Below are 23,905 nucleotides of genomic sequence, written 5' to 3'. Positions count from 1 at the left end.
TCTCCATGAGTAGACTCAAAACTCGGTATACTTGACAGTATACTCAAAGTGCATGGATTAGGATAGATTCATAGGACAGTATGGAACGTCAGATACAACAAAGCCCCTGATATCAGGGGCTTTAGCGACTTCAAAAAGAAGTATAGAACTATATAATGGTACCCGGAGCCGGACTTGAACCGGCACGCTATTGCTAGCGAGGGATTTTAAATCCCTTGTGTCTACCAATTTCACCACCCGGGCAAAACTTGTTTTATCTAAGATGTAAACTAGCTGATAGACCATCTAGTTACTAGATAAGTGGTCGCTATTATAATCGGTTGTGATAATAATGCAAGCCAAAATTAACGTAAAGTTAATAAATAATTGGAGGCTGGAGTCGGAATCGAACCGGCGTTAACGGAGTTGCAGTCCGCTGCATGACCACTCTGCCATCCAGCCAATCAAGGTCGCCTATATTAGCAAAAATATAGTAAATTACAAGTCCTTTTTTCGTTAAAAACAGCTTATTTATTATCTTATCTATATTTAGCACCAATTTCAGGACATTTACGCTATTAATAGGCTTTTTCAAGCCGTCAGTAAACCAGCGTTTAATGATGATGGTTTAAAATATAATACGCTAAACTATATCTCTATTGTCACGTTTGGCACTTTTCACATCACGATAAGTGGCCGTGCAAATTAATACGAGTACGCCAAGAGTAATGGCGGGCCAAATTAAGATATATAAGCCGTAGATAAAAACGTTGTCCATGATATCTCCTTATAATATTGCTAAGTAAGTAGCGATTAGCCAAATACTTCTGGCCAATCGGCACTTGGATAAAGCGACTTTGATTTAAGATTTAAGTGACGATGGGATTTCCGACTTTTTATCGTAATTGCCCACACGCTGCTTAATTAAGTCGAAGTCGAAGTGTTCGTCTCCCATCAGGCTGATAATCACACAGACGACGGTACTAGCGCCGTAAGCTGTTAGAGAGGCTAGCAGGACCATATATTGACGTAAGAAGCCAGTAGCGAAGATAAGCATCAGCACTAGCGTGATAACTGCGGCGACCATGCCAATCTTACGACCTAAGAATCCAAAGACCATTAGCCCAATAACAACCGCTGCACCGACACTGGCCAGTATTTCAAAGAATAGGGCGGTGACACCAGTGATTGGGAGTAATTCGAAACGGGCAACGCAAAATAAGAGTAGTCCGACGATAACTGCTGAGGTAAAGGCGGTATTGGTGACGCGATTCCAAAATACACTGGCGATAACAGGGAAGACAATAGCACCCCATAGTGCACCAACAAACACTAGCATGACGAGAATATCGAGCTTAAAGCTTGCAAAAATTAGTCCAGCTGCTGTCGCAACAATCATCGTGCCTCGACCAATTAGCATCATTGTTTTAGGTCTAACATGGCCTTTTTTGGCGATGTTTTTACCGTAGACATCCGCCATCATAATGGTTGATAGCGCTGATAAATCTGAGTCAGCGGTTGAGGACAATGACCCAATTACTAAAATAAAGAATAAGGCGATAAAGACGGGATGCAGATAAGTACTGACCATCTGAGGGATAAGGTTATTCATATTGCCATCGAGTGGCTCGACGCCAATCGTCACAGCCATTAGTCCAATCATACCAAGACCAATAACGATACCAGCGTAGCCGACTGTGGCAGTGATAAACGTTGCTTTAATTTTGGTTTTATCAATCGCAAATAGTCGCTGAGTGATGGTTTGATTACCGATAGCATATGCTAATACAGCGACGAAGTAAGGCGCACCTTGTTGAAAGAATGCCTCAGAGGAGAAGAAGTTCTGCTGTTCTAACGTCAGGTTCGACAGGCCGCTAACCATAACCTCAGGGCCACCCATGGCAAATAATACGGCGGGAATAATGACAATACCAATGGCCATTAGAGCGACCAACTGGGCGAAATCCGTAAAAACGGATGCTCGAAACCCTGATGTCAATGTGTAACTTAGTACACCGATACCTGCGATCATTACCCCTGTTTGGAACGATAATGGCGACAGGACTGACACCAATGCTCCAGCAGCGGTAAAGTTGACCATCAAGCTAATTAAACTGCCCATAATATTGGATATAGCTAAGATTAATTGGCTTGATGAACCGTGACGGGCGTGAATAAGTTCACCTAGTGTATGACCATCTGGTGCCAGTTCACGAAAGCGCATACCAAAAGGGTAGATGAATAAAATCATCAATGCACCCCAAAAGCCATAATGTATCGGCCCTGATACGCCGTACTTATAGCCAGAGGTGGCCGCAGCGTAAAATGAGGCTGCCCAAATCCAAGTGGCGGTCATGCTGGCTGCACCCATACCAAAGCCAACACCGTGACCTGCGACCATAAATCCAGAAGTGGTCTCTTTATCTTTTTTGATTAATAAGGACAGTAAATAGGTGCCGCCATAAAATGCTAATAATAATAAAATAATCGTTAATGATGAAAATTGGAACAATGACTCAGTTTTCAAACTCAGACCTCGCAATTGTTAGTTGATGAATAAAGTTCAGCAAAAATGAAAGATACCAAACCATTAGGAATACAGCATAGCCTACACAGTCCTCATACCGAACGTATGTGGCTAATATAAATAGCGAAAATACCAACTGCAGTGGTAAGCAAATGCTAAGTGTTACGCCCAAATCTTAATGAGACAGATACTGTCAAATCAAAAAGACAGGGACTACTTTCAATAGGCGTCAGTTAATGGGTAAACCATCACGCTATTAATAGGCATACACAAAGGTAGCTACATGCTAAAGAAAACTCATGTGATGAGTGTCTATAGCGGAATTACGAATAAGCACTAAGCCATGATAAAATGACCCGAACTCGATTTAGACAGCCTTATCAGCTGTAATAAACAATAGCTGAGAAATCTCTACTCATCTATTGCGATTGATGTGTTACTAAGCGGCATTAATAAATAAAACTACATATTTGTTAAGTGCCTGTAACATATTTGCGGGATAAGAGTAACCTATTATGTCATTAACCTCAAACATTATCCGATATTTACCAAACAATGACCGAAGATGATATATAAGTATTTATTTAAAGAGATTTAATAAGATTTTTAATAAAGCATTGAAAGATAAGGTTTTATTATTAGTAGCATCGAGTGATATATCGCTATGAGCTAAGTTATAACCATGAATGGTTAGCTGAAGCTTTCATTAGAAAAATAGATAATGAGCGATAGATGATGGTTGCTCTCAATGAACAAGTAGAAGTGAATTTTTATATATTATCTTGTTTGGTATAGTAAGTGACTCGGTTATCACGTAAAAATCCAGCCAATCCAAGGCCATAACGCTCAGCCACGCGCACTGCTGTACTGGTAGGCGCTGACATGCCAACTAGCCACGGGATTTGACTTCGAATAGACTTTTGAACCAGTTCAATAGAGAGACGCGAAGTCATAAGCACACAGCTAACGTCTGCTTTTTGGCGTAATTGCCAACCGATGAGTTTATCAAGTGCATTATGGCGGCCTACATCCTCAAATAAATGTAGCTGCTGATTATGTATCGTCGCTGCGGCATGTACCGCACCTGTCAGTTGATGCGTATGTTGCGCGGCATCCACTTGTTGACGCAGTGCTAATAGGGAGTCAAGACTTGGTGCGCTCGTTTGAATGCCATTTATACCTGTCTGTCGGTTATGTTCATGGTATAAATGGTCTTGTGAGTGAGTACTTAAATCAGGCAAAGCTTGCGTTAGTCCAGTAATACCGCACATACCGCAGCCTGTACGCCCTGCGAGCTGCCGCTTTTGTGCCTGTATACGTTGATGGCAGCGTTGGCTCAATACCAACTCCACGACATAGATATCATAATCTTGAAATCGCTGTAGGCTTTGCTCAATTGATGCTGGCTGAAAACTCTCATCGCTCGAATCTTGAGCAAACTTCTGGTAGCTAGCAATATCCGTAAGATGAGTCACTTCCCAATCGAGTAACTCATGACTGTACTGGATCAAACCTTCACTAAATAAGAACCCGATGGCCAAATACTCTAACTGGTGAGGACTGGCCATTAATACCGCATAATGAATGCCATTAATGATAATAGAGACAGCGGCTTCCACGGCGAGACTGGCATGTTGGTCTTCTACTCGAACAGATGGCTTATCACTACCATCCTGAGCGTGTGAGGGATAAGAATGTTTGTGTGCCTCATGGCTGCGCGCAAGCGGTGTCTCTGACAACCTATTATCATTAGGTCGTTCAGTTGCCATTATCTGAGCACCAGTTGAATGATCTATCATAGTGGGGTCAATAAAAGCCCCACTTTGCTCAGCGTTATCTTCAATGGTTATCACGGTTTATCAAGGCCTAAAAGTATGGGCGTGCTTATGGTCATTTAGAGAGCCAATGAAAACATCATTATTGGCTCTCCGCAGTATGATTTACGCAGGCGTAGTGATCGACGTATTTGCCTCTACGCGCTCTAAAACGACGGTCGTCGATTTGTACGCTGGGATATGGGAGTCTGGCGCATGTGTCTCCAAATCAAAGAGATCATTGCACTCAGGATAGTAAGCTGCAACAGCGTTAGAGGCAATATCCATCTCGCTTAATACCAACGGACCTAATATACGCGGTTGCTCTAGGCTATCTTTGGCACGCTGGCGAGTGACCATAACACGGTCACCCTTTTGCCAACCCAAACGGCTTATTTCATCGGGATGCATGAATAGCACATCACGACGATCCGTTTGACGATAGCGGTCTTTAAACCCAAAAATCATAGTGTTGAATTGATCATGGCTACGGACACTGGTCAATTGCCAAACCTTTTGTGCTGTATTTTCAACATCATCGATATCGTTTGCGGCTGCCATTTGTGCGGCGACAAAAGTAATCGGATATTGTGGTACTTCAAACTGAGCTTTGCCGCTTTCGGTATTCCATACACGATGACGCGCCGCATGATACAAATGAAAGCCACGCTCAAAGGTGCGAATACGTTGATTGAAGTCTTCAAATCCATTAATCGCTTGAGCGATATAGTCTCGAATAATATCGAAATCTTCACTCATCGCCAGCCAAGGAATAGACGTGTCGGCGCCGAGTACATGGGTCGCAATATCCGCCACGATTTGTGCTTCAGATTTTAAAGTATCACTAACAGGTTTGAGCTTACCTTGAGTTGGTACGATCTGACACATAGAGTCTTCGATAGTGGCAAACTGCTCACCCTTTGTGGTGACAATACGTTCGGTACGGCCTAGGCATGGCAAGATCAAATTATTAGCACCGGGGTATAGCATAGTCTCATTGAGCTTAGTACCGACAAATATATTAAGCTGAGTAGTGGTTAGTGCTTGTTCAATGGCGCTGGTATCAGGGGCAGCCACTGCGTAGTTACCACCCATGCCCATAAAGACTTTTAATTTACCTGCGATAAGAGCCTTGGCACCTGTGACGACATCGTAGCCATGCTCTTGCGGCATAGGATGCTCAAACACGTGCTCTAAACTGTCTAGTAAGCTTTTGCTAGGTCGTTCATGGATACCCATGGTGCGATCGCCCTGTACGTTGGAGTGTCCACGTACTGGAGATGCACCAGCGCCATCGATACCAATCATGCCCATCAGAAGGAGCAAGTTGGTAATCATTGCGACATTGTCATCACCCTGTACGTGCTGAGTAATGCCCATGCCCCAAGTGCAAATCGTTGCTGGACTATCGGCCACGAGTTCAGCGAGATTAATAATATCTGTCTGAGAAATACCGCAGCCAAGTGTGATATCTGTCCATGATTGCTCTGTCAGCCACTGTTTTAGAGGTTCAAATCCTGAAGTATGAGTGGTAATAAACTCATGGTTGATTTTATTGTTCTCGATTAGCCATTTGGCAATGCCCGTTAATAACGCTGCATCACCACCGATTTGAATTTGAATAACATCATCGACCATGTCAGTACTTTGACCAGCTGCCATGTGAGTTGGTTTTTGTGGATTTCTGAACTTGCTTAAACCTTGTTCACGCATCGGGTTGATTGAAATAATTCGACAGCCTTGCTCATGCGCATGGGCGAGCATCTCTAGCATACGTGGATGGTTAGTCGCTGGGTTTTGCCCAAACATCAATATCAGCTTGGCTTGCTCAAAATCTTCTAGCATGACCGTCGCTTTACCAATACCTAGCTGTCTGCTTAGCATTACTGAGGTTGGCTCGTGACACATATTTGAGCAATCAGGCAAATTATTGGTACCAAAGCAGCGTACGAACAATTGAAATAAGAAGGCAGGCTCATTAGTCACACGTCCTGATGTATAAAATAACGCCTCATCCGGTGAATCGAGCTGTCCTAACTGCTCAGCGATTAAGCTGTAGGCGGCTTCCCAAGGGATAGGAACATAGCGATCTTGCGCCGCATCGTAATACATCGGCTCTGATAAACGACCACTGTGCTCAAGCTCATAACCAGTCCAGCCCTGTAGTTCAGTAACGGTATGCCTTGCAAAAAACTCAGCATCTGCTTTATGGGTCATGGTTTCACTGGCAATGACTTTAATGCCGTTTTCACAGACATCGATAGCTTTGTGCGACTTATGGTCAGGCCAAGCACAGCCTGGGCAGTCAAATCCGCCTTGGGGCTGATTGCTTTTAAATACACTTATACCGCCGCGCAAAAATGTCTTATAGTCCATTAGCTTTTGGGTAGATGAGATCAGCGCAGGCCAACCAGCAGCAGGGTGGGAATAAATAGGAATTTTGCGCATGACAGACCTCATATAGTAAGTGACAACGGCGAAGCTTTGATAGACGACAACTATATAATGGCCAGTGAGAAGTTCATATGATCATTAACTATAGATAACAAAAAACCTCCAAGAAAAATCAATTCTCTTGAAGGTTTTTGAGGTTGTCGGAAATGGTTATATTCGACAGGTACAAATTTATAAGTCGTAAGTCATGGACAGCATTAGCTCAAAAACTTAGCTTAAAATCAGGCTGTCATCTTCAACTTTTTCGCCACGTGTTTGCTCGAACATATCGAGCAAATCATGTACGGTCATACCTTTACGAATGTCGCCAGCCACATCCAACACGACTTGACCCTGATGCAGCATAACGGTGCGTGTGCCATGTGATAAGGCTTGTTGCATTGAATGGGTGACCATCATCGTAGTCAGCTTATTGTCCGTGACAATCTTATCAGTCAATTCTAAGACAAACGCCGCAGTCTTAGGATCGAGAGCTGCAGTATGCTCATCAAGCAGCAAAATCTTAGAGGGCTGCAATGATGCCATTAGCAAACTTACTGCCTGACGTTGACCACCAGAGAGCAGACCCATACGATCGGTTAGACGATTTTCTAGACCTAATTTTAAAACGGATAGTTTTTCTCGAAACAAATCGCGGTTGTTCTGGTTCAATGCAAATTTCAGACCGCGATTACCGCCGCGTTTGTAGGCCAAAGCCATATTTTCTTCAATCGTTAGCGCTTCACAAGTTCCTGCCATCGGATCCTGAAAGACGCGAGCAACCCAATGCGCACGTTGATGGGCAGACTTTTTGGTCACATCAATGCCATTTAGCAAGATTGAGCCACTATCGACGCGCGTCGTACCGCTTACTGCATTCAAAAAAGTAGATTTACCTGCGCCATTGGTACCAATGACAGTAACAAATTCACCGTCAGCAATGTTTAAGCTGATACCACGTAGGGCAGGGTTTTCGATAGGCGTGCCTGGGTTAAAGGTCAACCGTAAATCGGTGGCTTGCATCATAATCGTTATTCCTTATTGTCTCTTCAAGCGAAGCAAGTGTTAAAAACACCTGCTTTGACTGTCATTAGGCGCGAACCTTGCGTGATAAAAACTTGGTTTTCGCTTTTGGCAATACCAAGGCTAGTACCACGAGCAATGCGGTAATCAAGTTCAAATCCTGTGGACCAAAGCCGATGCTACGTAGCGTATCGCTTGATAATGCGACCTGAATAAACAGTTTGTACAATACCGCGCCGACAACAACGGCAAAAGTGATCAGCCAAATACGCTTGGCAGGAATGATCGTCTCACCGATGATGACTGCTGCTAGACCGATAACGATCGTACCGATACCAATCGAGATATCTGCGCCACCCTGAGTCTGCACAAATAGTGCTCCCGCTAAGGCAATCAAACCGTTAGAAATCGCCATACCGATGATGGTCATCCACGAGGTATTGATACCTTGCGCCTGTGCCATTCTTAGGTTGGAGCCAGTAGCGCGCATCGACAGACCTGTCTCAGTGCTATAGAACCAGTTCAAAAATAACATAGCAGCTGCGACAACGACACCGATAATCAAGCAACGCATCCAATAACCATTACCATCAGTCACCAAGGTGCTAAACACTGTGGTTTCACCAAGGAGGGGTAGGTTTGGCGCGCCCATGATACGTAGGTTGACAGAATATAAGGCAACCATGACCAAGATACTGGCAAGCAGTTGCAAGATGCCAAGTTTGACATGCAACCACGCAGTGACGATACCAGCGACTGAACCTGCTAACATCCCAAAAGCACAGGCCAACCATGGGTTGATACCAGCGATGATAGAAATACCAGCGACTGCGCCACCTAACGGAAAACTACCGTCAGCGGTTAAATCTGGAAAGTCGAGCGTACGAAATGAGATAAGCACACCGAGTGCTACTAGGCCATAAATCAGACCACTTTCAAGCGCACCAAAAAAAGCAATTAAAGACATAAGAGATCAGTAAGTCATAACCAAGTGTCTAGCGTATGGTACCAAGATAAGTAAGTGGCAATTGCCAAAATCATCTACCTGCTAAACAGCTAAGCGGTGAATTTAACAGATTAAGCAATCTGCGATTAGGGTAAACCAAAACATATCACTATTAACAGCGATCATAAGCTACCTTGGTTTGAAGCGATGGTTAAAGGCAATGCAATCAATCGACATATCATTTACTTAACAAGTATCAGATAAATGGCCAGACAAATACAGCACTATTAAACGCACTTCCAAAAAAGACTCTGTTTAGACAAGAAGCCCAGCCTAATGACTCATAGCTGGGTTTCTTATTTAATCATTAGCCGTATATTTAAGGTATACAACACAGTATCAAGTAGTGTCGCTTTCCTATTTATACCTGCTATTTTGAGCCAAATAAAAAGGTGCGTTATTCTACCACTTCTTTAGCTTTATCGATAACCGCTTGTGGCAATGTGATGCCTTCTTCTTTAGCATGTTTTGGACTGACGTATAGATCAAGCGCTTGTGGAGTGTAAACAGGGATAGCGCCTGCTTTTTCACCGTTTAAGATACGTACGACAATTTTACCAGTTTCGCGGCCAAGCTCATAGTAGTTCACGCCTAGAGCAGCAACGGCACCGCGCTCAACTGAGCTGGTGTCTGAGGCAATTAAAGGAATCTTACTTTGTTTGGCGATTTGATAAAGTGACTCGTATGCTGATACTACGTTGTTGTCAGTTGAAGTATAGATCATATCGACCTTACCTTCGAGACTGCGGGCTGCCATCGCGATGTCGTTACTACGCTGTGCAGGTGCTTCAAGTACATTGATACCGAGTGGTGTTAGCTTCTCTTTTAGATTTTTTAAGATAATCGTTGAGTTGACTTCACCTGGGCTATACACATAACCGACGTTCTTTAATGATGGAATGATTTGACGCATCAAATCAATTTGTGGCTCGTACGGTAGGGCATCTGATGCGCCTGTGACGTTAGTGCCAGATCCATCTAGCTTAGGTACCAGTTTTGCTGCTACTGGGTCAGTAACTGCTGAGAATACCAATGGAATGCTGCTAGTAGAAGCGGCAACAGACTGCGCAGACGGTGTTGCGATAGCGACGATAACGTCTGGCGCATCAGCGACAAATTGCTTGGCAATCTGACCAGCAGTAGCAGTGTTTCCTTGCGCGCTTTGGAAGTTAACGGTTAAGTTTTCACCGTCTTTAAATCCTGCTTCGTTTAGCTCGTCGATGACACCTTTACGTACATCATCAAGCGCTGGATGTTCGACGATAGCAGTAATAGCAACGGTTTTTATAGCTGTCGTTGCATCACCAGTAGCGGCAGCATCCGTGGAGCCATCATCTTGCGCTGATTGGTTACAACCAGTCAGGATAGCTGTACATACACCGCCTAATAATAAAGCCTTACCGAAATTAAAACGACCAAAACGATTTTGAGACAACATGGGTCTTACTCCTAAAATAATAGTGTGTCCGTACACTATATAAATAATTGACGAGCTAATAGATAGCTTACTACTTTTTATTTGGTTTCGGCATCAATATCAACATTGATGGCGTTTTTTAGTAACTCTGCTGGCAAGCTGACACCTTGTGTTTTGGCATGCTTAGGACTGACATATAAGGTCAGATCATTCATGACTTCAGGTTTGATGGTGTCGACCGCTTCGCCATTTAACACGCGATATACCATCTTGCCAGTGGTACGACCAAAGTCATAGTCATTAACACCAAGCGCAGCAGTCGCGCCGCGTTTTACACTGAATTCATCAGACGCGATAATCGGTAACTTTAGCTCATTTGCTGCTTGAGTCATGGCCTCAAAGGCAGAAGCAACATTGTTGTCAAATGAGGTATAGATGATATCTGCACGTCCTTGCAAGCTGCGCGTCGCCATACCGATATCTGTTGGACGATTGGCAGGAATATCTAATAGTGACAGACCTCGTGCTGGCAGAGCTTGTTTTAGATTTTCACGTAATGACACTGAGTTTGCCTCACCTGGGCTATAGACATAACCGATGGTCTTTAAGTCAGGTTTTATCTGCTGTAACAAATCCAACTGCGGCTCTAGTGGCAACTGGCTTGATAGTCCAGTCAAATTGCTTTGAAAAGGCTTGCCATCGGCTGTGATGAGTTTGGCACCTAGCGGATCTGACACAGCGGTGTAGATAATAGGGATAGTGGTGCTCGCGGCTACCACTGACTGCGCAGAAGGCGTTGAGATTGCTACGATCGCATCAGGGTTGTCTCCTGCAAATTGCTTGGCAATCTGTCCTGCAGTCGCTGTATTCCCTTGCGCACTTTGAAAATTAACAGTTAGGTTTTGACCTTCGACATAACCATTATCAGCCAATTCATCAATAATACCGCGGCGCATATCATCTAATGACGGATGCTCAACGATTTGAGTAATGGCAATAGATTTGGCAGGTTTGTCTGTAGCCGTGCTATTTTCAGCAGTCGCTGCGGTCTCGGTAGAGGAGTTTGAGCAGCCGATTAGTCCAAGTGTGCTAATGGCACTAAGAGCAACGCCATATAGGCTTAAGCGTAGAGTAGAAGCGATAGTCATTATTAGGTTAACTCATAGGTTATATCAATCGCAAAAACCAAATGGATACCGCCAGACTGAGCCTACTAACTTGTATAGCAGTAATTTTACTCATCTGTTTGGTGTACTTTGGTTTTTTGCCATGATATTGAAGAATGCAGATTAGCCAAGTCAATGCTATGTTGATGCTGAGATAGCAGGCTAACAATTAAATAAAGTAATCGTTCCATCGATTATTATGTTCATATTATGACAGTAATGTAAGTTATCGCAATAAGAAATTAATGTGTAGCGGTCATGGTGATGGATAATAAAAAAATCATCACTTCTTTTTATCTTATTAAGACGCGTAATGCATTGAAGCTCTTATGTAGATCTGAATATAACAGATGCCACTAGGTTACTTTTGTTTGCTCAAACCATATGCAAAAGGCTTACATCCTAGCAACGCATCTATTACGTACTCACTTCATAATTAACGTAAGCTAATTTTCATACGAGAAACATGATGGGTCTAAAGATAATCCAGTCATTTTGGTGACATTGTGCTGCCATAATGGATGTGAAATAGTCCTTATAACTTATCTAACTTTTTCGAATGACTATTTTAAGGATAATATTATGAAGACTGCTAATCTTAAATTATTAATTATCGCGGGTATCACTGCTACTTCTTTGATTGGATTGCCTGCTATGGCAAAAGATGGTCATGGAAACGGGCACGGTAATGGACATGGTAATAGCAAAGGTAACTCTGCCCATATCAGTAAAAATTATAAGCATGATGGCAACGCCCACCCAAGTATTAACGCTTATCGCAATGCTAGCCCGAATGCCTCATTTAAGCGTGATCTTGATAGATACGGTTATAGAGTAGTCGGCAAGATTGATAGAAGGGATTATGACCGCTCTGTCGTTTTAGACCGTTATGATGACCGTTACGTTCGTATTCGTACGCCAGAAAATAACATTGTGACGGTGATTAATGATACGTTGCAGATTATCGATATTTTGAGTAGATAAGTATTTTGAGTAGATAAGTATCAGGCTTGGTTTTTAGTCATTTGCTAAGTCAACCATAAAAAAAGATGCCACTTAGGGCATCTTTTTTATTTCTTAATCCTAAAAATAACCGTTAAGCCAATACATCACCAACAACACAAGCATCAGGTAAGGTAACGACGGTTAAGCCTGTCTTTGGCTCGCCAGTTGACAATACCATGCCTTCTGATACGCCAAATTTCATTTTACGCGGGGCAAGGTTGGTCACGCAAATGACTTTCTTACCCGTCAGTTGCTCAGGCTCATAGAACTTACGAATACCGCTAAACACATTACGTGGCTTGTCTTCGCCGACATCTAGGGTGAACTGTAGTAATTTGTCTGCGCCTTCTACATGGTTACACTCTAAAACGTGTGCGACTTTCATCTCAACTTTAGCAAAGTCTTCAATACCAATGTAGTCCGTTTGCTCATCATCTGTATTCATCTCTGCTGACGCTTCATTTTTAGCAGCAGATTTACTGTCTGTAGTCGCGGCAGGTGCATCGGCTTGAGCCAATGACGCTTTGGAGTCTTCTACCATGGCTTCGATATCTTTTTCTTCGATACGCTGCATCAGTGGTTTGAATTTGTTGATTTTATGACCTAGTAACCACTCATTACGACTGGCAAAGCTTAAATCATCAAGATTTAAGAACGCTTTAGCATTATTAGTTAGCTCAGGCAATACTGGTGCTAGATAGACCATCAATTGACGGAAGATGTTGATAGCGACCGAGCAGACGTCTTGAACTTCTTGCTCAGTACCCTCCAATTTCGCTAGCGACCATGGCTTTTTGGCATCGATATATTCGTTGGCTTTGTCCGCACATTGCATGATTAAACGCATAGCACGCGAGAATTCACGATTCTCATAGGCAGCAGCAATCTCATCGCCCGTTTTGGTAATGTCTTCTAATAGCTCTGACTCGACGCAAATTTCTGACAGCATGCCGTCGTACTTCTTAACCAAGAACCCTGCACTACGACTGGCGATATTGACGACTTTACCAACCAAGTCAGAGTTGACCTTTTGCATAAAGTCTTCTAAGTCTAAGTTAATGTCTTCAACTTTATCAGACAGTTTGCTGGCAAAGTAATAACGCAGATATTCAGGATGTAAGTGCTCAGCATAAGTCTCGGCCTTGATAAAAGTACCACGTGACTTACTCATTTTTTCGCCATTGACCATCAAGAAACCATGGGCAAAGACGCCAGTCGGCGTACGCAGTTCACTACCTGCTAGCATCGCTGGCCAAAACAAGGCATGGAAGTAAACGATGTCTTTACCGATGAAGTGATAAACTTCAGTTTTGTGCTCGTTTTCTTGTGCCCAGTAGCGGTCAAAATCAAGCGCTTGGTCTGTTCCTGCACGCTTATCACAGAGGTTTTTAAAGCTTGCCATGTAGCCAACTGGCGCATCTAGCCACACATAAAAGTATTTGTCTGGCTCATCGCTTGGGGTATCTGGGATTTGGAAACCGAAGTAGGGTGCATCGCGTGAGATATCCCAGCTGGCAAGTCCTGCCTCAAACCATTCTTGAAGTTTGTTGGCGACTGACGTTTGCAAGCGATTGTCACTGCGTGTCCAGTCCTGTAAGAACTGCTCAAACTCTGGCAAATCAAAGAAATAATGCTTGGATGTTTTAAGTACTGGCGTTGCATTAGACAATGTTGAATGCGGATCTTTTAGATCTGTTGCATCGTAAGTGGTGCCACATACTTCGCAGTTATCGCCGTACTGGTCTGGTGAATCACACTCTGGACAAGTACCTTTGACAAAGCGATCAGCTAGAAATAATTGCTTTTCAGGATCAAATAGTTGCTCGACATCCTTTGTGCTGATATGACCAGCATCATTGAGACGACGATAAATCAGCTCAGAGAACTGTTTGTTTTCTTCTGAATGGGTGCTGTGATAATTATCAAAATTGATCAGAAACTTTGAAAAATCTGCTTCGTGTGAGGCTTTGACTGAGGCAATTTGCTCTTCTGGCGTGACGCCATTGGCTTCTGCTTTGAGCATGATTGCCGTACCGTGTGCATCATCCGCGCAGACATAGGTGACCTGATGGCCTTGCGCTTTCATCGCACGTACCCAAATGTCAGTCTGAATATACTCTACAAGATGCCCCAAATGGATATAGCCATTGGCGTAGGGCAGCGCACTGGTTACTAGAATCTCACGCACAAAATCACCTATATTTTTATATAAACGGGTTAGTTATCGAACATCTTAAGCGGTTCATCACTCATCGATGCGACATCGTTAATGCTAAAAACTTCTAAAAATAATAAAAATTCAAAAAGTGCGCCTATGATACCGTAATTCAGATAATTTTGTGATATTCCTTGGTAATTACTTCTCATTTGGCAAGCATTTATTAGCCATGAACGATAGGTTTACACCGCATGTTGATGGTCATAAACCAGCCATAAAAAGCCCATCTGGGAATTGAGTTTTTAGGCTACTGAAATCTATCGATGGAAAAACCACATAGGTCAATATAGCGTTCAAGCCAATGACCAATATCAGCGGAATCATGGCAACGGTGAATGAAGTGTGATGAGTGTTTAATACCTCAGCTTCTTTTGCAGCCGCTCCAACGCCGCCTACATCCTCTTCATCATGCTGACCATAACCTTCCCCCGCTGCATTTGCTTTGTTGGCACGTGACTGAAGCCACAACCAACCACAGATAAACATTATCGTACCGCCAATGATACCCAAAATAGGCGCGGCAAATACGTTGGTGTTGTAGTAAGGAATTGGAATGGCGTTTTGGATGGCTGGCGTGCCTGGCAGTGCAGTCATCGTAAACGTAAATGATCCTAGAGCAATCGCTGCTGGAATCAAACGTTTTGGGATATCGGCTGCTCTAAACAAGTCTTTGGCGATTGGATAAATAGCAAAAGCCACAACGAACAACGATACGCCGCCATAGGTCAAAATAGCACAGACCAAAATCACCGCAAGGATGGCCTTGCTAGCACCGAGCTTTTCGACGACCGTATTGGCAATGGCGGTTGCTGCGCCAGAGTCTGCCATTAGGCGGCCAAATAGTGCCCCTAGCAAGAATATAGGAAAAAACTTAAGCAAGAATCCACTTAACGCGCCCATAAAAACATCGGTATAAGCGGGGATGGTATTTAAGAAGTCACCTGACAACAAGACTGCTAGCGTCGCCATAATCGGTGCTAGAATCAGCACAGAGTAACCGCGATAAGCAAAAAACATGAGTAATAATAGGGTAATGACAATCGCAAATGTACTAAACATGATAGCCCTCCTTGGCAAAATTAAGACAGCGAGTATGTCGCGCTTATCGATGTAGGTCAATAAGATTTAGATCAATAAAATTAATCAAAAAACCTTATTTATTGTATTTTATTAAACTTAAATCCAGTTGCGATATTACTGAAGGATAAGGAATACTTTGTTGACTCGCGTCCTCTTGGGGTTATTTTCTAATCACTAAGCAACTAGGCGCTACGAAAATAATATGTTAAGTTAGCATAAGTATTTTATACATTATATACCGATATAATATGTATTATTATAAATAAAAATATAAAGTATAATGTTTGATATGAGCCGCGCTTATCAAATGGAAGGCTATTGACAATAAGCGCTAACCATAAAAACTGGTCATCAATCTCATCACAAACAGCAAATTTACAAGGAATGTGAATATGTTTAGTGCCATCACTAACGTGAGCGTACAGCTGGTCAATCGCTATCTACCATCTCCGTTTGTCTTTTCAATTGTTTTAACCCTCATTGCGTTCGCGGTTGGCTTAGCTATTACTGGTCAAGATATGATTGCGATGGCAGGGCACTGGGGTAATGGACTGTGGTCGTTACATAGCTTTGCGATGCAAATGGCGCTGATTTTGGTCACAGGTTACGCGTTTGCCAGTGCACCCTTTATTCAACGGTTATTGGACAATCTTGCCAGCAGAGTTCATTCTCCTACGACCGCCATTATCGTCTCGACCCTAGTTGGGTTGGTCGGCTCATGGATAAACTGGGGCTTTGGTTTAATCATCGGGGCAATCTTTGCAAAGGCACTGGCCAGAAAAGTGGCTAACGTCGATTATCCGCTATTGGTCGCGGCTGCCTATTCAGGATTTGTAATTTGGCATGGTGGTTTTTCAGGCTCGATACCGCTGACACTTAGCTCGGGCGGTGATACGCTACTGACACTGTCAGGCAATACCATGACCGAAGCAGTGCCTTTATCTCAAACGGTATTTGCAGGCTACAACATGCTGCTAGTAGGTTTGCTGATCGTTATTTTACCACTCGTCAATCGCTTCATGCACCCAAAGAACCCTACGGTTATTGATCCTAAACTGATCAAAGAAGAGATCTACGTCGCGCCCCAAAGAGACACGCCTGCACAAAAATTAGATGATAGCCGTATTATCGCTGTCATCCTATTGGGCTTAGCACTAATGTACTATATCAGCGAGTTTGGTAGTAACGGTTTTAACCTAGGGCTAAACATCGTCATTGGTCTATTCTTGTTCATAGGTTTGCTATCACATGGCACGCTAGAGCGTTATTATCGCGCTGTACACTCAGGTATCGGTGGCATCACAGGCATTGTACTGCTGTTCCCTTTCTATGGCGGCATCATGGGAATTATGACGGGTGCCAATGCAGGTGGTATCTCTATCAGTACGCAAGTGACCGAATTTTTTGTCAATTCCGCTTCCGCAGACAGCTTTCCGATTTTTGCATTTTTGAGTGCAGGTTTGATCAATGTCTTTGTGCCATCGGGCGGTGGACAGTTTGCTGTGCAAGGCCCCGTTATGATTCCAGCTGGCATTGAGCTGGGTGTCAGTCCAGCCATCACTGCGATGGCAATTGCGTGGGGGGACGCGTGGACCAATATGATTCAGCCGTTTTGGGCTTTGCCATTGTTGGGTATCGCAGGTTTGGATGCGCGAGCCATCATGGGTTATTGCCTGATCGTACTAGCAGTATCTGGTGCCATTATCATGAGCGTGTTTTGGCTATTGGTATAGTCATTCCACTATAAAAGTATTACTGGGCTAACCTCGCTTGAAGTATTTAATATACATCTACACTCGGTTGCCTTGTACTATTTTTAAATTGAATCGACTATATGGCGTTATAACGCTCAAAAGAAAAATAAGCATGATGAGTTTTCGTTGTTAGGTTTCATTAAAAGCAACAAGCAAATGGATAATTGAAATACTTAATTCAGCATTAGGTTATGCACGGATTAAAAATATAAATAACAGTCATAGGAGACAAGCATGAGTCAGTCAAAAGTATATAACAGTGCTGAAGAAGCGCTAAAAGGCGTCGTTAGTGACGGGCAAACACTTGCTATCGGCGGTTTTGGTCTATGCGGCATTCCAGAGGCGCTAATCGCAGCATTACGCGATAGCAAGGTGAAAGGTTTAACCTGTATCAGTAATAACGCTGGTGTCGATGACTTCGGTCTTGGCCTGTTACTGCAGACTCGCCAGATCAAAAAAATGATTTCATCATACGTGGGTGAAAACAAAGAATTTGAGCGTCAATATTTGGCTGGTGAGTTAGAAGTTGAGTTGACCCCGCAAGGTACATTGGCTGAAAAATTACGCTCAGGTGGTGCAGGTATTCCTGCATTTTATACCGCAACGGGTGTTGGTACACTTGTTGCTGAAGGTAAAGAGACACGTGATTTCGATGGTCGCACTTATGTATTAGAGCATACACTACGTGCTGATGTGGCATTGATCAAAGCGCAAAAAGCAGATAAAGCGGGCAATCTAATCTTTAACAAAACCGCTCGTAACTTTAACCCAGACTGTGCAATGGCGGGTAAAATCACGATTGTCGAAGTTGAAGAGATTGTAGAGACGGGCACATTTGATCCAGATGAAGTGCATCTACCGGGTATCTTTGTTCAACGTATTGTATTGAATAATAGCCCTGAAAAACGCATCGAAAAAACCACGACTAAAGCTTAACTATGTTTGAAACTAATAATCAGTTTTTATATTCATGACAGTTTAGATAGCTCATCGTTTAGATAAGTAAAAATAGAATATCGTAAAAAATAAGGAAATCAGCATGGCATGGACAAGAGAGCAAATGGCGCAACGCGCTGCAAAAGAGCTACAAGATGGCTACTATGTGAACCTAGGCATTGGCCTACCAACGTTAGTCGCCAACTATATTCCTGAAGGCGTGGATGTGTGGTTACAATCAGAGAACGGTTTACTAGGGATTGGCGAGTTTCCAACAGTAGATAAAGTCGATGCTGACTTGATTAATGCTGGCAAGCAAACAGTCACAGCAGCGCCAGGCTCCAGTTATTTTAGCAGCTCAGAGTCTTTTGCGATGATTCGTGGTGGTCATGTCAACTTGGCAATATTGGGCGCAATGGAAGTCTCAGAAAAAGGAGATTTGGCCAATTGGATGATTCCCAAAAAGATGGTTAAAGGCATGGGCGGGGCGATGGATTTGGTCGCAGGTGTGCAGCGTGTGATTGTATTGATGGAGCAGGTCAATAAACATGGCGAACCAAAAATCTTGGCAAACTGTGAGCTACCATTGACGGGTAAAGGCGTGGTTGATCGTATCATCACTGAGCTTGCTGTATTAGATGTTACTGATAAGGGTCTGAAACTGGTTGAGTTAGCAGATGGTGTGAGCTTTGACGAGCTACAAGAAAAAACGCCGGTAAGTATTATTCAGTAAACTTTGTACAGTAAAGCGACTGTCGTAAGATTAATATGTTTTATCCCGCAAATAAATACGCCACTATGATTATAGTGGCGTATTTGTTCAGTTCAATTTTTATAAAAACTAATAATATTTTAGACCATGATAAGGAATATGTATGGCGACCCAATTACAACAAGATTTGACAGGCAAAGTAGCATTGGTCACTGGCTCTGCAAGTGGTATCGGACGTGACATCGCTGAAACTTATGCAAAAGCAGGCGCAGCGGTTGGTATTGCTGATATTAATCTCGAAGCAGCACAAAAGACGGTTGATGCTATTGAAGCTGCTGGTGGACGTGCTCTGGCGATTGCTATGGATGTTACCTCAGAAGATGCGGTAAACGATGGTGTACAACAGCTAGTTGATACTTTTGGCAGTATTGATATTTTGGTTTCGAATGCTGGTATTCAGATCATCGACCCTATTGATAAAATGGCGTTTAGCGATTGGAAGAAAATGCTTAATATCCACTTAGATGGCGCTTTTTTGACCACTAAAGCAGCGATTAAGCACATGTATAAAGGCGATAAGGGCGGCACAGTTATTTATATGGGCTCTGCGCACTCGCATGAGGCCTCATTATACAAAGCCCCTTACGTGACTGCTAAGCATGGACTACTAGGACTGTGCCGTGTGTTAGCCAAAGAAGGTGCAGCGCATAAGGTACGCTCGCATGTGATTTGCCCAGGGTTTGTCAAAACGCCATTGGTCGAAAAACAAATCCCAGAGCAGGCAGCTGAAAAAGGCATCAGTGAAGAGTCGGTTATTAACGATATCATGCTGGTCAATACCGTAGATAAAGAGTTTACGACAGTAGAAGACATTGCCCAATTGGCGCTATTTTTAGCGGCTTTCCCAACCAATGTATTCACTGGACAATCTATCGTTGCCAGTCATGGTTGGTTTATGAATTAATATATATACAATTTGCATATACCACAGCGTCAGACCTACTGGCGTTGTGGTTTTTTTATGCGTCCAATTCAGCTACACTGTCACGATAGAAGGTTTGGCTAATATACTCATTAACGTTATCGGTTGTAATATGCGCAACGAGACGACTTGAGCGATTTGTCAGATCTACCCACTTGTATAGGCCATAATAGTAGCTATGTTTAACTTTATGAAGAAAAAAACCACAAAAACCGAAACGCCTCAGCAGCAGGCAGAGCGTGATAGTGCCGTCGACAAAGTCCTACTTGGATATGAGATAGGTGCCGTCAGTATTGCCACGATGGTCACAGGACTTGAGCGTGATGGCGAAGCACTTACGTTAGACCTGCGTTTGCCAAAAGATAGCAATCCTGAAGTTATCCAGCAGGAGCTCGGGCAGTTGCTACACCCGCATGGTATTACCACGATTCATATGAATGTGCGTCTGCCTGCGCCAGAAAAGGGTTCAGGTTCAAGCTTACCAAAGCAGATGCCAAAGACAACCAATGCGATGGAATCTCAGCCTTCATCTGGCGCTAATAACAATGCTAATAGCACTAACGCTGAGCCACCGATTACGAAAGCTGCACCTACCCAAGCATCGTTGGCAGCGCATCCTCGTATCCGTCATATTATTGTCGTGGCATCAGGTAAGGGCGGTGTTGGTAAATCGACAACGACGGTCAACATCGCACTAGCACTACAGAAGCTTGGTAATCGCGTTGGGGTGCTAGATGCAGATATCTATGGTCCTAGTATGCCAACGATGCTAGGCGTTGCTGATGTGAAGCCGCAACTAGAAAACGAGCAATTCGTACCAGTCGATGCGCATGGTATGGCAATGCTCTCTATCGGTAGCTTGCTCGATGGAGATAATACCCCTGTCGCATGGCGTGGACCGAAGGCAACGGGTGCATTGATGCAGCTATATAATCAAACCAATTGGCCGCAGCTGGACTATCTAGTGATTGATATGCCACCAGGTACGGGTGATATACAGCTGACATTAGCGCAGCGTATTCCAGTCACGGGTGCTGTCATTGTCACGACACCGCAGCACGTTGCACTGCTTGATGCGCAAAAAGGCGTTGAGATGTTTAACAAAACCAACATTCCTGTGCTTGGCGTAGTTGAAAACATGGCGCTACACACCTGTAGCAACTGTAACCATACCGAAGCGATCTTTGGTACGGGTGGCGGCGAAAAAATCGCTGAACAGTATCAAGTGCCGCTGTTAGGGCAGCTCCCCCTTGCCAGTGGTATTCGTGCACAAGTGGATAAAGGCGTGCCAAGCGTCTTGGCTAATGACGAGTTTGCGATTTATTATCTGAGCATCGCTACAAATATCGAAGCCAATATTAATAAATTTGCCAAACCTGTCGATGACAAGCGGATTTTTTGATGGTGGAGAAGTAGCTTAAGCTGGCAACTTTTAAAGTGAATGTATTGTCTAAAAAGAGGGTATTTTGAACTTATCTATTTATCAAAGCCATTTAGACAATACTCCCAAGCAGTATAGAGTCTTACGATTATTTCGCCCGCCGATATACATCATTGAACTCTTAAACAATCAGTTGATTGCCGTTTGCTACTACAAAGATGGTAGTAGCAAACGCTATCAGATTAATGCTGACTTTAGCAATCGCCGAATGGTAATTGCCGATTTTAACAAATTCACAAAGGCTCTCGCTGAGCTATTAAAAAAGTTTCCAAGACACTTTTTATGGGTGAGTGCGCTTGCATCAATCAATGTTACAGAAACACTAGCAGATGGATTAACCAATATTGAAGTTAAGGTGATAACTGAAGCATTTTTTGTGGGTGCTGTACAGGCAAAAAGAAGAATTTCACATAGCACCGTGAGCTATCAAGGACAGATAGTACCTTTAGAAAAATTTGGCTAGGATGCCGATATCATGAATAAAAGCCACGACAAACCGTATACTGCCGCTAACTTAAAACTGGCAAATCTCGAATATCTTATCCAAAATGGTCAGCCTGTTTTTGGTGTTTTCTCCCAAGTCAAAAGTATCAACTACTTAGACTATTATAGTTATCTCATTTCACAAAACTCCTTACCTAACTGGCGTAAAGAACTAAAAGCCAACCAATTCTGTTTCATTCAGATACTCCAGCCCCCGTATCGAGTGTGCCTCGCGCTCGCAACGATTAAGCTTGCGACTAGTGCTTTCGTTTACATTTATAATGAGGATACTCAGCAGCTGGAAGTCTGTGAGGCGCTACAGCCTTTGACGCATCATACGCACTTAGACGGTGATGGTTATCAAGGGCAGATGGCATTTACACATACAAAGCTTAGCGTCACCTTAGATTTTAGTCCTGCTCAGATGAATATTGCGCTCGACAGTCAGTATGTTGCAATAACGGCAGCGTTAGCACGAAGCGCACAACCGTTAGCCATATGTACGCCGACTGGTAGGCGTGGCTGGACGTTTACGCAAAAAGAGCCGTTGACCGCACTATCTGGGCATTTGCTCATTAAAGCCAAGTCAAAATTTCATACTGATACTCCTGACGTTCGACCTCAAAAAATAACCTTCACCGATGCTACTATTGCCAATCTAGATTGGACGCTCGGCTATATGCGGCATGAGACCAATTGGTTTTGGAGCTGTATCACTAGCTATTTGTCAGATGGTCGACACTTTTTGCTCAATCTGTCTATGGGTGTCAATGAGACAGGAGCCAGTGAAAATGCTTGTTGGCTTGAGGGGAAAATATTTTATTTACCACCCGTTATGTTTGCTCGTGAGGATTCCAATATTCGATCAAGTCAGCCAGACAGTCTTGAGCCAAGTATAGAAAATGTAGAAACTGACGCTAGAATCTCAAAGCCATGGCGTATCTATCATCAAAATCTTGGATGGAGCAATGTCGATATTGATTTGAGCTTCACACCGATTACCGTCTATAAAAAGACCGATAATTTTGGTGTGATAGCCAGTATCTTTGAGCAGTGGATAGGGTTTTATAATGGTGAAATTCGAATAAGAGATGAAGTTATTAGGCTTGATAATGTCATGGGGCTCGCAGAAGATCATTTTGCCAAGTGGTAGCTTCTGAGATATAACATGGGGGTAAATGAGATTATTGGCTGTATTCAGTTTTAAGTAGCCGCTCCTCTATAAATTCAGCCATCAATTCCGTATAATCGTCGCTATTAAATATTTGCTAAGGAACAACAATGTCTATTAAGTCTGACCGCTGGATTCGTAAAATGGCCGAAGAGCACGGCATGATTGAGCCGTACGAGCCAGGTCAAGTGCGCTTTAATGATGCAGGCGAGCGTTTGGTGAGCTACGGCACCTCAAGCTACGGTTATGATGTGCGCTGTGCTCCTGAGTTTAAAGTTTTTACCAACGTACATTCAGTGGTCGTTGATCCTAAAAACTTCGATGATAAAAGCTTTATCGATATCGTTGGTGACGAGTGTATCATTCCACCTAACTCGTTTGCTTTAGCTCGTACTATGGAGTATTTCCGTATTCCGCGTGATGTATTGACTATTTGCCTAGGTAAGTCGACTTACGCGCGCTGCGGTATTATCGTCAATGTAACGCCGCTTGAGCCTGAGTGGGAAGGTCATGTTACTTTAGAGTTTAGTAACACGACTAATCTGCCAGCCCGTATCTATGCTGGTGAAGGCGTTGCGCAAATGCTGTTTTTCCAAAGCGATGCTGATGATGTCTGTGAGACCAGTTACAAAGACCGCGGCGGTAAATACCAAGGTCAGCGCGGCGTGACACTGCCAAGAACCTAATCAGTAAGCGTCCATTTAAAAGCTTATCAGTTATAGAAAGTTAATAAGCCTTTAAATAGTTAATAAAAAAGC

19 protein-coding genes and 2 tRNA genes are annotated in these 23,905 nt (G+C 43.4%); 9 read left to right on the top strand and 12 right to left on the bottom strand.

The genetic code is table 11. The features are described 5' to 3' along the window. Positions 1–156: 156 nt before the first annotated feature. The 10 genes from CXF69_RS13050 to CXF69_RS13010 all read right to left on the bottom strand — a co-directional run bounded on the left by CXF69_RS13050 (position 157) and on the right by CXF69_RS13010 (position 11,347). Positions 157–243: transfer RNA gene (locus CXF69_RS13050), tRNA-Leu, on the bottom strand. A 124-nt stretch (positions 244–367) separates the two neighbouring features. Continuing rightward, positions 368–441 (bottom strand) — tRNA-Cys (locus CXF69_RS13045). Between the two features lie 181 nt (positions 442–622). After that, positions 623–757, bottom strand: a complete 135-nt coding sequence (locus tag CXF69_RS14425) for a putative transporter small subunit (RefSeq protein WP_211181310.1) — start codon at positions 755–757, stop codon at positions 623–625. 84 nt (positions 758–841) lie between these two features. Beyond that, positions 842–2,491, bottom strand: coding sequence for a sodium:solute symporter family protein (locus CXF69_RS13040; RefSeq protein ID WP_310649260.1), 1,650 nt, complete (start codon positions 2,489–2,491; stop codon positions 842–844). A 785-nt stretch (positions 2,492–3,276) separates the two neighbouring features. Continuing rightward, positions 3,277–4,359, bottom strand: a complete 1,083-nt coding sequence (locus tag CXF69_RS13035) for a formate dehydrogenase accessory sulfurtransferase FdhD (RefSeq protein ID WP_227522863.1) — start codon at positions 4,357–4,359, stop codon at positions 3,277–3,279. Positions 4,360–4,446: 87 nt separating this feature from the next. Beyond that, on the bottom strand, positions 4,447–6,768 hold the full coding sequence (locus tag CXF69_RS13030; protein ID WP_101204316.1) for an FdhF/YdeP family oxidoreductase: 2,322 nt from the start codon (positions 6,766–6,768) through the stop codon (positions 4,447–4,449). Between the two features lie 216 nt (positions 6,769–6,984). Further along, positions 6,985–7,779, bottom strand: a complete 795-nt coding sequence (locus tag CXF69_RS13025; RefSeq protein WP_101204315.1) for an ABC transporter ATP-binding protein — start codon at positions 7,777–7,779, stop codon at positions 6,985–6,987. Positions 7,780–7,843: 64 nt separating this feature from the next. Beyond that, on the bottom strand, positions 7,844–8,743 hold the full coding sequence (locus CXF69_RS13020; RefSeq protein ID WP_101204314.1) for an ABC transporter permease: 900 nt from the start codon (positions 8,741–8,743) through the stop codon (positions 7,844–7,846). A gap of 436 nt (positions 8,744–9,179) precedes the next feature. Continuing rightward, positions 9,180–10,220 carry an ABC transporter substrate-binding protein gene (locus tag CXF69_RS13015; protein WP_101204313.1) on the bottom strand — a complete coding sequence of 347 codons (1,041 nt, stop codon included), beginning with the start codon at positions 10,218–10,220 and terminating at the stop codon, positions 9,180–9,182. Between the two features lie 77 nt (positions 10,221–10,297). After that, positions 10,298–11,347 carry an ABC transporter substrate-binding protein gene (locus tag CXF69_RS13010; RefSeq protein WP_101204312.1) on the bottom strand — a complete coding sequence of 350 codons (1,050 nt, stop codon included), beginning with the start codon at positions 11,345–11,347 and terminating at the stop codon, positions 10,298–10,300. A 600-nt stretch (positions 11,348–11,947) separates the two neighbouring features. Between CXF69_RS13010 and CXF69_RS13005 the strand changes: the two genes are divergently transcribed. Next, on the top strand, positions 11,948–12,349 hold the full coding sequence (locus CXF69_RS13005) for a hypothetical protein (RefSeq protein WP_101204311.1): 402 nt from the start codon (positions 11,948–11,950) through the stop codon (positions 12,347–12,349). 112 nt (positions 12,350–12,461) lie between these two features. Here CXF69_RS13005 and metG read toward each other — a convergent pair whose 3' ends face one another. Beyond that, a complete protein-coding gene (gene metG / locus CXF69_RS13000) occupies positions 12,462–14,558 on the bottom strand; it encodes a methionine--tRNA ligase (protein WP_101204310.1) in 2,097 nt (698 codons plus the stop codon). A 231-nt stretch (positions 14,559–14,789) separates the two neighbouring features. After that, on the bottom strand, positions 14,790–15,647 hold the full coding sequence (locus CXF69_RS12995; protein ID WP_228706793.1) for a GntP family permease: 858 nt from the start codon (positions 15,645–15,647) through the stop codon (positions 14,790–14,792). 413 nt (positions 15,648–16,060) lie between these two features. On the opposite strand from CXF69_RS12995, the gene CXF69_RS12990 reads away from it, so the two are divergent. The 8 genes from CXF69_RS12990 (at position 16,061) to dcd (ending at position 23,833) form a co-directional block, all read left to right on the top strand. Continuing rightward, on the top strand, positions 16,061–17,401 hold the full coding sequence (locus CXF69_RS12990) for a short-chain fatty acid transporter (protein WP_101204309.1): 1,341 nt from the start codon (positions 16,061–16,063) through the stop codon (positions 17,399–17,401). A 255-nt stretch (positions 17,402–17,656) separates the two neighbouring features. Then, positions 17,657–18,358: a CoA transferase subunit A gene (locus tag CXF69_RS12985; RefSeq protein ID WP_101204308.1), complete on the top strand. Its 702-nt coding sequence runs from the start codon at positions 17,657–17,659 to the stop codon at positions 18,356–18,358. Positions 18,359–18,461: 103 nt separating this feature from the next. Continuing rightward, positions 18,462–19,091, top strand: a complete 630-nt coding sequence (locus CXF69_RS12980) for a 3-oxoacid CoA-transferase subunit B (protein WP_101204307.1) — start codon at positions 18,462–18,464, stop codon at positions 19,089–19,091. Positions 19,092–19,233: 142 nt separating this feature from the next. After that, positions 19,234–20,034, top strand: coding sequence for a 3-hydroxybutyrate dehydrogenase (locus tag CXF69_RS12975; RefSeq protein WP_101204306.1), 801 nt, complete (start codon positions 19,234–19,236; stop codon positions 20,032–20,034). A gap of 196 nt (positions 20,035–20,230) precedes the next feature. Continuing rightward, on the top strand, positions 20,231–21,454 hold the full coding sequence (gene apbC / locus CXF69_RS12970; RefSeq protein ID WP_101204305.1) for an iron-sulfur cluster carrier protein ApbC: 1,224 nt from the start codon (positions 20,231–20,233) through the stop codon (positions 21,452–21,454). Positions 21,455–21,518: 64 nt separating this feature from the next. Then, the gene (locus tag CXF69_RS12965; protein ID WP_101204304.1) at positions 21,519–21,956 is read left to right on the top strand and encodes a hypothetical protein; all 438 of its coding nucleotides are present in this window, start codon (positions 21,519–21,521) and stop codon (positions 21,954–21,956) included. 12 nt (positions 21,957–21,968) lie between these two features. Continuing rightward, positions 21,969–23,129 (top strand): DUF2804 domain-containing protein, encoded by a 1,161-nt coding sequence (locus tag CXF69_RS12960; protein ID WP_101204303.1) that lies wholly within the window; start codon positions 21,969–21,971, stop codon positions 23,127–23,129. A gap of 128 nt (positions 23,130–23,257) precedes the next feature. Then, entirely contained in the window at positions 23,258–23,833 is a 576-nt protein-coding gene (gene dcd, locus CXF69_RS12955; protein WP_058024138.1) for a dCTP deaminase, read from the top strand. Positions 23,834–23,905 lie beyond the last annotated feature (72 nt).

Origin of the sequence: Psychrobacter sp. Choline-02u-9 (assembly GCF_002836505.1) — a bacterium.
Classification (GTDB): Bacteria; Pseudomonadota; Gammaproteobacteria; order Pseudomonadales; family Moraxellaceae; genus Psychrobacter.
The sequence above is the reverse complement of the archived record's forward strand: the minus strand, read 5'-3'. Positions and strand labels throughout refer to the sequence as shown.